Origin of the sequence: Erwinia typographi, assembly GCF_000773975.1 — a bacterium.
Classification (GTDB): domain Bacteria; phylum Pseudomonadota; class Gammaproteobacteria; order Enterobacterales; family Enterobacteriaceae; genus Erwinia; species Erwinia typographi.
Window position 1 is genome coordinate 1 of sequence record NZ_JRUQ01000086.1, and the last position, 9,823, is coordinate 9,823.

The following is a 9,823-nucleotide window of genomic DNA, read 5'->3' on the forward strand; positions in this document are numbered from 1 at the left end:
GGCTTTACCGACCGTTCCGGCCGCACCATCGCCAACGACAAAAATGGCGACTGGCTGGCACCCGCAAGCCGCGAGATGTACCGCGTGCTGAAAGATAACAGCCTGATGGTCAGCTTTTACGGCTGGAACCGGGTTGACCTGTTTATGCAGGCGTGGAAGGCGGTCGGGTTCCGCGTGGTGGGTCACCTGGTGTTTACCAAGCCTTATGCCTCGAAATCCGCCTTTGTCGGCTATCAGCATGAAAGCGCCTACGTCCTCGCCAAAGGGCGCCCGCCGCTGCCGCAGAAACCGCTGCCGGACGTGATGCCCTGGGAGTACACCGGCAACCGCCACCATCCGACGGAAAAGCCGGTCAGCATCCTGCGGCCGCTGATTGAAAGCTTCACGCAGCCCGGCGCCATCGTCATGGACCCGTTTGCTGGCAGCGGCTCCACCTGCGTGGCGGCGGAGCAGACCGGGCGCCGGTGGATTGGTATAGAAATGCTTGAGCAGTACCACGCGGCAGGCCAGCGCCGTCTGGCAGAAGCCCGCATGGCCCGCGTGGCATAACCGGCAGGAGATAACGTCATGAATTACACCGGAAATGAAGAACTCAGGGCAGACGTGGCCGCGCTGGCAGCGGCTTTTTTTGAACTGCGTCAGCAGATGCGCGGGCTTGAAGCCCGCTACTTTTACGGGTGCTCCGACCTGACCGCGCGGCTGGCCGGACAGATAATAAGCCAGATGAATGAGCAGCTGCTGGTGCTGTATAAGCAGGCGAATGAAATGGAACATGCATTTAAGGACTGAAGGCAGACGGGCCGGTGAGCTGGCCCGCTTCTGCCGTGACGCAATAAGGATGTCGCGCCGCGTCGCTCCGCTGTCTGCCCGGCCGCCACCCTGCGGGCCGCGTCCTTCCGGTAATTTACCTCTGCCCGCACCGGCGTTGTGAGGGCTTACGCCGTGCCCGGACCGTAGCCGGGCCGCTGCGCCCGCAAGAGTACGCTCCGCCGCCTCCTCACCCGTTCGCGCCCGTTACGGCGCATTCAGCCCGTAACGGCCTTGCGCTGCGGCTTCCGGTGGCGCTCCTGCCTTCTCCGCTTTCCGCCCGTCTCTGGTGTGGTCACGGCGCAAGCCCGCGCCGCATCACATTTCATCACGGAGAGGCTGCCATGCAGACCACCACAGTACGTCCTGACGCGTTTGAAGTTTCACCCGCTGAGCGTCCGTGCTTTCTGCCCCGCTTATTCTCCACGGATTATCTGCGTGCCGAAATCAGCGCGTACGTGTATGCCGGGAAATACCTCACTGATTACAGCGGCGGTGAATGGGCGTTTATGCGCCTGGCGGGAACGGGCGGTTACATGGTGCCGCCAGCGGGAACGTGGTGCTTCGAAAATCCTGATAACGGAGCGGTGGCGGTCGTATCCGCCGACGCGGCAGGCATCATCATCACCGCGCTGGTGCTCAATCACCGCAGTCACCTTTATGCCCGGCATGACCAGGAGGCGCTTTGTGCGCATTTCACCCTGCGCTGGCGCCAGCTGATGGATTTCGCTGAAACGCACCCCGAAGCCGCCGCGATATTTCGCGCCCTTGACTGACAACCACGGGGCGGCGGTGGCCGCCCACATTAGCGGAGAGAAACCATGTACGGAACCATTAACGAATTATGCGCACAACTGTTGCAGAACTGGCGGGCAGACGAACGGCTTACCCTGATTGTCTGGTCTGAGGCGGCCGTCAGGGATTACGCAGAGGGGTACAACCTGACGGGAACGGAGGCGGCTGACGTTGTGCGCCAGATTAATGACCTGGACGCCGTGCATGAGTACGGCGTGAGCATGACCACCATACAGGCATTAGTCAGCAGCCTGCGTGAGGAGGTCAGGGCGCAGCGCGAGGTTACCGTCCCGGCTGAGGTGCTCAGCCGCGTCGTCACGCTGGCGGGGGAGTTCCTGCGCCGTACAGGCACCGAAAGCGGGGAGGGGGCCGCCGCACGCCTGTACCCGGACATGCCGGAGGCGGTGCAGCAGATAAGAAAGGCGCTGGAAGATTAACCACGCGGGCAGGGAAGCCCTTTATCTGGTCGTGGTTAATTGTTCGTAATGTGACCACTTTATGATGCCCGCGTTTCAGTTGAGTTATTCCAGAGACATGAGCCACTTATTAACAGAATTCCGGCCTGCATATCCCCCGGTTCTGTGGATAACTCCGGCACCGGCGTAAAACCCTGCCGCCTGCGGCGGCGGTGTGCCTTCCGGCCGCGCCTGCGGCGCCACCCGTCGGGCACACCTTCAGCACTGCTTATCGGGTGATTTTATGAACCGGTTACCGTTATTTACGGTGGTACTGATGATGTTGATTCCTTTTCCTGTGGTGAAGGCAGGCAGGCAGGCAGGCAGGCAGGCAGGCAGGCAGGCTTTCTTCTGGTGCGGGCGTCATCCCTGCGGGACACGGCTGTCGTGCGTTGCACAGAGCCAGCGGGCTGTCTCTGCCCTTGTGGGCGTCCATCCTGACGCAACACCTGGCGCTTGCTGCGGCCGTACCGGCCGCGCCGCTTTCACCACACCGGCGGTAAGGCTGCCGGTGCTCTCATGGCGTCCCCCCGTTCCGGTGGTCCGGGTGTGTTCATTCTCTTTCCGGGTACGGTGGCCATCTCTCATCAGTCCTTACGCGGAGGGCTGTTCGTCGCACCGTCTGCCATCTGCCCGCAAGGGTCCGCTTCGCCGTTCCTCGCCCGTTCGCACTCGCTCTGCTCGCTTGCGCTGCGGCCTGCGGTGACGCCCCTGCGTTCATCTGTCATCCGTCGCCACTTCGCCCTTCGCCGCGAAAGGTCCCGACGAGAGATAAACATAACCACCTACAGGGGAGATACAGCATGAACACACACAACGTCAACGTCAAAACCGCCGCTCAGGAACCCTCGGAAAGATATGGGCTTAAGGGCTTCGTGCCGGTGATGGCTGACAGTCTGGCACAGCTGATTTCCCTGCGTGAGCAGCGGATGCCCCTGGAAGAGCGGGCAGAGCTGCTGTGCGGTGTCCTGGTCGGTATGGCGGAGCAGGTGTGCGCCAGCGTGGCTGACTGGTCACAGCCCCGTCCGCTACTGCCGCTGGCCGCTGTCAGTGCCTGGGTGGCAGCCGGTGAGTTTGTGCTGGCGAATTTTGGTGACCTGGGCGAGGCAGCCTGGGATTATGCGGTGCGTCACCTGCGTGTGCAGCTGGCCGCCGGTTACGCGATGTTCACCGCAGACGTGGCCTGAAAATAACGATTACCCGTTCTCCGCCATGTGGCGGGGACCATACCAGCGGACAGGGTTCTCACTGTAATGCCCCGTCCGTCAACGCAGAGAGGAGTACGCATCATGGCAGCACGCGGAGTGAATAAAGTGATTATCGTGGGTTACCTGGGTCAGGAGCCTGAAGTCCGTTACCTGCCGAATGGCGGCGCGGTGGCAACCCTGAGCGTGGCGACGTCTGAAAGCTGGACCGACAAAAGCACCGGCGAGATGAAGGAAAAAACCGAATGGCACCGGGTGGTGGTGTTCGGCAAGCTGGCAGAAATCGCCGGGGAACACCTGAATAAAGGGTCTCAGGTTTACCTGGAGGGGCAGTTGCAGACCCGTAAATGGGATGATGACAACGGCGTGGCGCATTACGTGACCGAAATCGTGATTAACCGCAGCGGCACGATGCAGATGCTGGGCGGACGTCGCGAGGGTGACAGGCCTTCCTGAGAAAAAAAATGCACCGTCCCGCCCCGGTGTTGGTGGATAAGGGACGGTGCAGCCTCAGCTTAATCAGGCCGGAAAGTTCAGAGAAGTGCCGTTCCCGGGCTACTACGGGACGGCGGGCATAACGGAGGGTGTTGGGGTACCACTATGCCGGGCAGTGAGGATACCCCTGATGGGTGCAGAGGTAAATACCGGATATTTCTGGATATACCGGACGTCAGATGATGGCGTATGCCCCGGCAACGGGACTTTAGCTGACAACGGAGGGGCTGCCGTGTGGCATGCCGGAGACTGTATGGGAAATGATGAGGTGTTCACGCTGGAAGGGTTCCTGCGCCTCAGCGCCGCAGAGTTTGATGAGTACCGCGACCGGGGCGACGAATTCCGCCAGCGGCTGAACAGCGCCACGCTGCGCTGGCTGGCCATTCCTGACGTGTGGAATGCCGACTGTGAGTTTCGCCAGGAGTGGGGCGGCCAGTGGCCGGTACATCTGCGGCTGACGCATCCGCTGTGTGCGTGGCTGACTGTGGAAGTTACCAGCCCCGGCGGTGAGAACCTGTGCTGGCTGCTGCGGCTGTGTGATTTGAGAGGTTATTGTTATGTGCTGTACTCACAGGACGTCTTCCGCCCGGATTTATTGCGCGGCCTGCTGGTGCGTATTGACACCTACGCGCAGGCGGGCCTGACCCGTCCGGCAGAAATTCAGGCGGCGATGCGGCTTTCCGGTTCAGCCTGAAGGAACGCAGTAAATTAAGTTGCACTTTGTGTTACCTGTGTTATTGTTGTGTGACTTAGTTACACTTGCGGAGGGGTTATGGCCTCAACACGATTACGTCAGCAGGGTGGTGCGGTCATTCTGACCATACCGAGTGAAATTGCGGCAAAGGCCGGATGGGCCGTGGGGATCGAACTGGATGTGACGGCCGAGGGCGAGGCGGTCAGCATCAGACCGTCCGGACGCGTGGCGCGTGGAAGAAAAACGCTCTCTCAGCTGCTGGCCGGGATTGATGAAACGGAAATCCGGGCATTTAATGCGGCCGTGGCCGATGGTGCCGGAGATGCGCCGCAGGGCAGGGAGGCCATCTGATGGTGACGCGCAGGGTACCGCAGAAAGGCGAGATCTGGCACATCAACGGTGATCCTGTCGAGGGTCGGGAGTTCAGGGGGCCGCACTACTATCTGGTCATTTCACCGCGTGAGCTTGTGGCTGCCCTGGGGACTGCCGTCTGCATCCCGGTCACCAGTGGCGGTGCGGCCGGCCGTTCAAGGGCAGTGACGGTATATCTGGACGGTGACAGTACCGATACGGGAAACGTCACCGGGGTGGCACTCTGCTACCAGCTGCGCTCTCTCGATCTCAGCGCCCGCAGGGCAACCTATGCGGCAAAAGTAGAGCCTCACATCATGGATGAGATACTGTCTGTCGTGGTGGATTTGATCGATCCGCGCTGAATGTGGCACACAGACTGATCAATACCCTTAACGGGCCGGTCACTGATAACGAAGTCAGTCATGAAAAGTAAAAAATTAATCAGTCTCTCAGTCGTTATCCTCCTGGCGCTGGCGGAAGGGGCTGTTGTGGGGCGTCATTATGGCGCCACAATTGCAGATATCTTCAGCCAGGAGCTGACCGGCCGGTAACCCCGCGTGCCGTTCCGGCACCGGATACAGGCAGCGCTGACGCGCTGCTTTTTTCCGTCCGCGTGCTGTGCCTTTTCCGGGGCTGATACCACATGCTGTTATTCCTTCTTCCCTGACCTTCCTTTCTCTTCCTGTTTTCCTTACTGAACCTTTCCGCTGTCCTGGTGCGGGCGTCATCCCTGCGGGACACGGCTGTCGTGCGTTGCACAGAGCCAGCGGGCTGTCTCTGCCCTGTCGGGCTTCCATCCTGACGCAACACCTGGCGCTTGCTGCGGCCGTACCGGCCGCGCCGCTTTCACCACACCGGCGGTAAGTCTGCCGGTGCTCTCATGTCGTCCCCCCGTTCCGGTGGTCCGGGTGTGTTCATTCTCTTTCCGGGTACGGTGGCCATCTCTCATCAGTCCTTACGCGGAGGGCTGTTCGTCGCACCGTCTGCCATCTGCCCGCAAGGGTCCGCTTCGCCGTTCCTCGCCCGTTCGCACTCGCTCTGCTCGCTTGCGCTGCGGCCTGCGGTGACGCCCCTGCGTTCATCTGTCATCCGTCGCAACTTCGCCCTTCGCCGCGAAAGGTCCCGACGAGAGATAAACATAACCACCTACAGGGGAGATACAGCATGAACACACACAACGTCAACGTCAAAACCGCCGCTCAGGAACCCTCGGAAAGATATGGGCTTAAGAGCTTCAGCCCGGTGATGGCTGACGGTCTGGCACAGCTGGTTTCCCTGCGTGAGCAGCGGATGCCTCTGGATGAGCGGGCGGAGCTGCTGGCGGGCACGCTTTGCAACCTGGCAGAGGCGCTGTGCGCAACGGTCACTGACTGGTCATTGTCCCGTCCGCTGCTGCCGCTGGCCGCTGTCAGTGCCTGGGTGGCCGCCGGTGAGTTTGTGCTGGCGAATTTTGGTGACCTGGGCGAGGCAGCCTGGGATTACGCGGTGCGTCACCTGCGCGTGCAGCTGGCTGCCGGGCACGCGATGTTCACCGCAGACGTGGCCTGAATCAAAACACGGTCTGTCCGGCATGGCCGGGCAGTCCCTCAACCAGCAGGAGAAAACAGCATGCAGACACACGACGTCAACACCAGCGGGCTGACCGGCGGCCAGTTTTCTGACCTCTGCGCCCACATCCGGGAACACGGCAAATTTAACGGCTGGGCGGGTATTGAGTGGCAGGAGCTGAGCCATCTGGACGAAATCCGCGAGCCGGGTGACCTGCCTGAGCCGCTGACGGTTTACATGGCCGACGGCTGGCCGGTAGCGGTGTTTCAGTTCGATACCGGCTACACGGTTATCCCGGCGGCGCTGGCTGATGTCCGGGTTAAAAACGCAACGTCAGGGGAGGGGAAACAGCAGGCGTAAAAAAGCCGGGCGCAGGCCCGGCTTCTTCACTGGTCAGAGAGCTGGGAGGCTCTGACCGTTTGTCACAACAGCTCACAGGATAATGAGTATGAAATATGACCCGGAAATCCTCGCACACGCGAAAGCCTTTGTAAATGGCCTGAAGGCCGGAAAAAACGCGCACGTTCCGGCGCTGCGCTTCGCCCAGTGGCAGGAGTTCATGACTGCTGTCCGTAACCAGAAGGAACCTGCCGCATGAATAACTCGCTGAAAAAACCACAGCACGGGATGACTGAAGCCGGTGATCGCGGGCCTGAAATCGTCCGCTGTCTGCTGCTGAGTGCGTCACATATGACCTTTGAAGATGACGCCGTGCTGACCATGCTGCACGGGCTGGAAGCGCCGGAGGAAGATGACTGGCTTTGGCTGCATGAAACCTCCGGCGGCTTTATTTTCCGCCTGAATGCCTGCCCTGATGCCTGCGACCGGCTGGAGGAAAACGGGTTGTCTGCCGCGCTGTGTCTCATGCTGGATACGGTGGCGCGGGATTATGACGTGCAGCATATCCAGTTTGAAATCGGCGCAGCGGTGCTGCCCGGCTGGCCTGTATACGAATGGTAGGGGCGATCATGGAACTCACCGGAAGGACAACAACGCAGGAGGCCGCCGGGGAACCGGCGGTAACCGGACGGGGCGTGCTGACGGTGCTGGAGACCCACACGTCACGCGGCCGGGGCATTCATTTCTGCAATCATCCGCTGCTGACCGGCAGCAATTACAACCTGTGGTTTCCACTGGCGCCGGAAGAGGATGTGTTTACCACGATCGAGCGCATCCTGGTGATGAACGGCGTGGCTGTTAACCTGACGCGGATAAGCCCGCTGCTGAGCTGTACGGAATACACCGACTGGCTGGTTACGTTCAACCGGTTGCAGTGACACTGACTGAGAGGATCACCATCATGCACATGCATAACCCGTATGAGTCCCGTCCGGCGGCAGACAATAAGGACGCAGACGTGACGGTATACCGGGCAGAAACAGACTACCTGAAAGCCGCCCCGGAATATAAACATCTGTCACAGGAAAAAAACGGCGCGGTTCAGGTTGCCGTTAATATCCGCCGGGAATTAAAAAAGGCTTTCCCCGGCTTTAAATTTTCCGTAACAACGCGCAGCTGCGACTGCGTTAACATTAAGTGGACGGACGGGGTGACGGAAGAACGGGTAAAAGCTATAACAGATAAATACCGCGACAGTTATTTTGACAGTATGCAGGATCTGGCCGTTTCCTGCCGCTCCCGGTTTAATGAAATTTATGGCGGGGTGGGGTACGTTTTCACTAAGCGCGAATACAGCGGGCGACTGAAAGAAAAAGCCAATGTCATTTTTATGCAGAAATACGGTCATGCGTTTACCGGGAAAGAAAAAACGCCGGAGATGCTGAAACGTGGCGAACTGTGGAAAGAGGGGCACTATTTTCACCGCAACGGTTTTGCGGTGCAGACGGAAATAAATAAAATTCTTTATCAGACTGAATGATAGCCGGGGCCATACGGCCCCTTTTTTTATGCCGCGCTGTTATCCGTTTCCGGCATCGAACCGGTAACGGATAACCTGGTTGAACCTGAGTCGACCGGGTTGTCTGGTGTTTTTATTTTAACTGCGGAAATAAAACATATGATAAATTACCGGGTGGTTATTATATTTGTGGTGATTAAAATTATTTTCATGGCACCGGACTGAAAAATTAGTGTGACGACAGCGGGCGGGGCTTTCTCTTTACTCAACCGGATAATACACAGTCACTCTCCTATCTCCGTCCTCGGTATGCTGCCCGCTTTGATCCGTTTGTAATGGCTGTCGATGAGCATGGCGTATTTATGACGGTTCGCGATAGTTTCCTTTCTGTTTTTTACCCCTGCGTTGTACATCCCCACCGCCAGCCATGATGCGCCATACTGGTTCATATTACGGCGCAGCACCATCGCTCCCACAAAAATATTCAGGCACGGATCGTCCAGCAGCTTCTGTGTGGTCAGTCCGGGGTATTCCCGCCGGAATCCGTTCACGGTCATACTGTTAATCTGCATGACGCCGTAATCGGTACTGGTGATTTTTCCGTTCCCGTCGCGGTTACTGTTTATGGCGCCGGGGTTGTAACGGGATTCCTGCCAGGCTATGGCACGGAGATAATCCGGGTCAATCTGATACCAGACCCCGGCACGGTAAAAACAGTCCGCCATCACATTTAATGGAAAGATGCCTGATGCCAGCAGGGCGGCAACGCAGAAAAATATCCGCATGTGGGCCTCGGTTTTGAAAAGGGCGTGCAGAGATTATACCAGGAAAATAAAATTAAGACGAAATAAAACCACACCACTCGCAAAAGTTTTTTTGCAGGTTTTTCCGTTCAGAAACAGTAGTATGACTAAAAATCGTATGAAAATTAATCATTTTAGTGGTGTCCAAAGGGCTGCTTACAAGGCGCCTCCTGGCGCCCTGTAAGTAGCCAAATGGGGTCTTTCTTAAATTCATATGGTTATGATGGTTTTGCGCTCATGAGACGCCACATGGTGTCCTTATGGATACCATTTATCGCTTGATAATTAGCCAGTGGTCGCCTTATGGTATCCAAATGGTGTCCTTTGGGTGTCCATAAAAGCTTCCCTGACGTGCCGGAAAGTGATAAAACTGGAACAACCGGGCAACGTGGCTCATCCGCTAAAAGAAGGCCAAAATATGGAATACGAAAACTTAAGCAAAAGAAACCGGGTAAACGTAACTGTTCCTCTTTCTATTCTGGAGAAGGTTGATTACCACGTCGAACAGAAACTCGCTGATGGAGAAAGTCGCGATACAGCAAACAGGGCTGCATTCGTGCTCGAAATGTTGAAGATCGGACTCAGTGTTTACGAGAACCGAATCAACAAGGATGCCGACAGAATGACGCTTGACCAGAAACTGGAACTTATAGCAAAAAATGTCATCATGACAGGATATATAGCCGAAGCCATTTTTGGCATTCAGAAGGAAACGGTAGATATCGCTAAAGTTATTAAAAATGAACAGTTCCTTGATCCTGACTGGCCAAAAGATGTCGATGAAAGAGTTACGAGCCTGTACATAGATT

Annotated in this window: 19 protein-coding genes and 1 pseudogene; 17 read left to right on the forward strand and 3 right to left on the reverse strand. The window is 57.7% G+C overall.

Features of this window, described 5'->3' with window-relative positions:
• The 4 genes from NG99_RS24485 to NG99_RS24500 form a co-directional block, all read left to right on the forward strand.
• Positions 1-549: DNA methyltransferase (locus tag NG99_RS24485; RefSeq protein WP_034898860.1), on the forward strand; the 549-nt coding region annotated here is incomplete at its 5' end.
• A gap of 18 nt (positions 550-567) precedes the next feature.
• On the forward strand, positions 568-789 hold the full coding sequence (locus NG99_RS24490; protein WP_034890214.1) for a hypothetical protein: 222 nt from the start codon (positions 568-570) through the stop codon (positions 787-789).
• 362 nt (positions 790-1,151) lie between these two features.
• The gene (locus tag NG99_RS24495; RefSeq protein ID WP_034898862.1) at positions 1,152-1,583 is read left to right on the forward strand and encodes an antirestriction protein; all 432 of its coding nucleotides are present in this window, start codon (positions 1,152-1,154) and stop codon (positions 1,581-1,583) included.
• Between the two features lie 45 nt (positions 1,584-1,628).
• Positions 1,629-2,039: a DUF1380 family protein gene (locus tag NG99_RS24500; protein ID WP_034898864.1), complete on the forward strand. Its 411-nt coding sequence runs from the start codon at positions 1,629-1,631 to the stop codon at positions 2,037-2,039.
• 605 nt (positions 2,040-2,644) lie between these two features.
• On the opposite strand, the gene NG99_RS29505 is transcribed toward NG99_RS24500, so the two are convergent.
• The gene (locus NG99_RS29505; protein ID WP_157032703.1) at positions 2,645-2,785 is read right to left on the reverse strand and encodes a hypothetical protein; all 141 of its coding nucleotides are present in this window, start codon (positions 2,783-2,785) and stop codon (positions 2,645-2,647) included.
• A 75-nt stretch (positions 2,786-2,860) separates the two neighbouring features.
• On the opposite strand from NG99_RS29505, the gene NG99_RS24505 reads away from it, so the two are divergent.
• From NG99_RS24505 to NG99_RS30245, 6 genes and pseudogenes are all read left to right on the forward strand, one after another.
• Positions 2,861-3,244, forward strand: a complete 384-nt coding sequence (locus NG99_RS24505) for a hypothetical protein (RefSeq protein ID WP_052130863.1) — start codon at positions 2,861-2,863, stop codon at positions 3,242-3,244.
• A gap of 102 nt (positions 3,245-3,346) precedes the next feature.
• A pseudogene (gene ssb, locus NG99_RS24510) lies at positions 3,347-3,715 on the forward strand (single-stranded DNA-binding protein); the annotation flags it as partial.
• A 295-nt stretch (positions 3,716-4,010) separates the two neighbouring features.
• The gene (locus NG99_RS27750; protein WP_052130864.1) at positions 4,011-4,451 is read left to right on the forward strand and encodes a conjugation system SOS inhibitor PsiB family protein; all 441 of its coding nucleotides are present in this window, start codon (positions 4,011-4,013) and stop codon (positions 4,449-4,451) included.
• Positions 4,452-4,529: 78 nt separating this feature from the next.
• Positions 4,530-4,802, forward strand: a complete 273-nt coding sequence (locus NG99_RS24520) for an AbrB/MazE/SpoVT family DNA-binding domain-containing protein (protein WP_034898866.1) — start codon at positions 4,530-4,532, stop codon at positions 4,800-4,802.
• Positions 4,802-5,167 carry a type II toxin-antitoxin system PemK/MazF family toxin gene (locus NG99_RS24525; protein ID WP_034898867.1) on the forward strand — a complete coding sequence of 122 codons (366 nt, stop codon included), beginning with the start codon at positions 4,802-4,804 and terminating at the stop codon, positions 5,165-5,167. The genes NG99_RS24520 and NG99_RS24525 overlap by 1 nt, the downstream gene beginning before the upstream one ends.
• Before the next feature lie 60 nt (positions 5,168-5,227).
• Positions 5,228-5,356, forward strand: a complete 129-nt coding sequence (locus NG99_RS30245; RefSeq protein WP_269745694.1) for a hypothetical protein — start codon at positions 5,228-5,230, stop codon at positions 5,354-5,356.
• A 397-nt stretch (positions 5,357-5,753) separates the two neighbouring features.
• Here the strand turns inward: NG99_RS30245 and NG99_RS29510 are convergent, their stop codons facing one another.
• Positions 5,754-5,894, reverse strand: coding sequence for a hypothetical protein (locus tag NG99_RS29510; RefSeq protein ID WP_157032703.1), 141 nt, complete (start codon positions 5,892-5,894; stop codon positions 5,754-5,756).
• 75 nt (positions 5,895-5,969) lie between these two features.
• Here NG99_RS29510 and NG99_RS24530 point away from each other — a divergent pair, with 75 nt between their 5' ends.
• The 6 genes from NG99_RS24530 (at position 5,970) to NG99_RS24555 (ending at position 8,232) form a co-directional block, all read left to right on the forward strand.
• A complete protein-coding gene (locus NG99_RS24530; RefSeq protein ID WP_052130865.1) occupies positions 5,970-6,353 on the forward strand; it encodes a hypothetical protein in 384 nt (127 codons plus the stop codon).
• 60 nt (positions 6,354-6,413) lie between these two features.
• Positions 6,414-6,713, forward strand: coding sequence for a hypothetical protein (locus NG99_RS24535; protein WP_034898869.1), 300 nt, complete (start codon positions 6,414-6,416; stop codon positions 6,711-6,713).
• An 88-nt stretch (positions 6,714-6,801) separates the two neighbouring features.
• Positions 6,802-6,951 carry a hypothetical protein gene (locus tag NG99_RS24540; RefSeq protein ID WP_034898870.1) on the forward strand — a complete coding sequence of 50 codons (150 nt, stop codon included), beginning with the start codon at positions 6,802-6,804 and terminating at the stop codon, positions 6,949-6,951.
• The gene (locus NG99_RS24545) at positions 6,948-7,313 is read left to right on the forward strand and encodes a DUF5983 family protein (protein WP_034898872.1); all 366 of its coding nucleotides are present in this window, start codon (positions 6,948-6,950) and stop codon (positions 7,311-7,313) included. Before NG99_RS24540 ends, NG99_RS24545 begins: the two co-directional genes overlap by 4 nt.
• An 8-nt stretch (positions 7,314-7,321) precedes the next feature.
• A complete protein-coding gene (locus NG99_RS27755; protein ID WP_157032705.1) occupies positions 7,322-7,630 on the forward strand; it encodes a hypothetical protein in 309 nt (102 codons plus the stop codon).
• A gap of 23 nt (positions 7,631-7,653) precedes the next feature.
• A complete protein-coding gene (locus tag NG99_RS24555) occupies positions 7,654-8,232 on the forward strand; it encodes an LPD29 domain-containing protein (RefSeq protein WP_052130867.1) in 579 nt (192 codons plus the stop codon).
• Between the two features lie 263 nt (positions 8,233-8,495).
• Here the strand turns inward: NG99_RS24555 and NG99_RS24560 are convergent, their stop codons facing one another.
• Entirely contained in the window at positions 8,496-8,996 is a 501-nt protein-coding gene (locus tag NG99_RS24560) for a lytic transglycosylase domain-containing protein (RefSeq protein ID WP_034898873.1), read from the reverse strand.
• 379 nt (positions 8,997-9,375) lie between these two features.
• Between NG99_RS24560 and NG99_RS24565 the strand changes: the two genes are divergently transcribed.
• Positions 9,376-9,823, forward strand: a 448-nt coding sequence (locus NG99_RS24565; protein ID WP_157032706.1) for a relaxosome protein TraM, incomplete at its 3' end; no start/stop codon positions are given.

What these genes read in the sequence shown, in the direction of transcription:
- NG99_RS24505 (WP_052130863.1), top strand. Translation starts at nt 2,861, where the DNA reads ATGAACACACACAACGTCAACGTCAAAACCGCCGCTCAGGAACCCTCG.
- NG99_RS24555 (WP_052130867.1), top strand. Translation starts at nt 7,654, where the DNA reads ATGCACATGCATAACCCGTATGAGTCCCGTCCGGCGGCAGACAATAAG.
- NG99_RS30245 (WP_269745694.1), top strand. Translation starts at nt 5,228, where the DNA reads ATGAAAAGTAAAAAATTAATCAGTCTCTCAGTCGTTATCCTCCTGGCG.
- NG99_RS29510 (WP_157032703.1), bottom strand. Translation starts at nt 5,894, where the DNA reads ATGACAGATGAACGCAGGGGCGTCACCGCAGGCCGCAGCGCAAGCGAG.
- NG99_RS24540 (WP_034898870.1), top strand. Translation starts at nt 6,802, where the DNA reads ATGAAATATGACCCGGAAATCCTCGCACACGCGAAAGCCTTTGTAAAT.
- NG99_RS24525 (WP_034898867.1), top strand. Translation starts at nt 4,802, where the DNA reads ATGGTGACGCGCAGGGTACCGCAGAAAGGCGAGATCTGGCACATCAAC.
- NG99_RS24535 (WP_034898869.1), top strand. Translation starts at nt 6,414, where the DNA reads ATGCAGACACACGACGTCAACACCAGCGGGCTGACCGGCGGCCAGTTT.
- NG99_RS24545 (WP_034898872.1), top strand. Translation starts at nt 6,948, where the DNA reads ATGAATAACTCGCTGAAAAAACCACAGCACGGGATGACTGAAGCCGGT.
- NG99_RS24520 (WP_034898866.1), top strand. Translation starts at nt 4,530, where the DNA reads ATGGCCTCAACACGATTACGTCAGCAGGGTGGTGCGGTCATTCTGACC.
- NG99_RS24490 (WP_034890214.1), top strand. Translation starts at nt 568, where the DNA reads ATGAATTACACCGGAAATGAAGAACTCAGGGCAGACGTGGCCGCGCTG.
- NG99_RS27750 (WP_052130864.1), top strand. Translation starts at nt 4,011, where the DNA reads ATGGGAAATGATGAGGTGTTCACGCTGGAAGGGTTCCTGCGCCTCAGC.
- NG99_RS24495 (WP_034898862.1), top strand. Translation starts at nt 1,152, where the DNA reads ATGCAGACCACCACAGTACGTCCTGACGCGTTTGAAGTTTCACCCGCT.
- NG99_RS24530 (WP_052130865.1), top strand. Translation starts at nt 5,970, where the DNA reads ATGAACACACACAACGTCAACGTCAAAACCGCCGCTCAGGAACCCTCG.
- NG99_RS27755 (WP_157032705.1), top strand. Translation starts at nt 7,322, where the DNA reads ATGGAACTCACCGGAAGGACAACAACGCAGGAGGCCGCCGGGGAACCG.
- NG99_RS24500 (WP_034898864.1), top strand. Translation starts at nt 1,629, where the DNA reads ATGTACGGAACCATTAACGAATTATGCGCACAACTGTTGCAGAACTGG.
- NG99_RS24560 (WP_034898873.1), bottom strand. Translation starts at nt 8,996, where the DNA reads ATGCGGATATTTTTCTGCGTTGCCGCCCTGCTGGCATCAGGCATCTTT.
- NG99_RS29505 (WP_157032703.1), bottom strand. Translation starts at nt 2,785, where the DNA reads ATGACAGATGAACGCAGGGGCGTCACCGCAGGCCGCAGCGCAAGCGAG.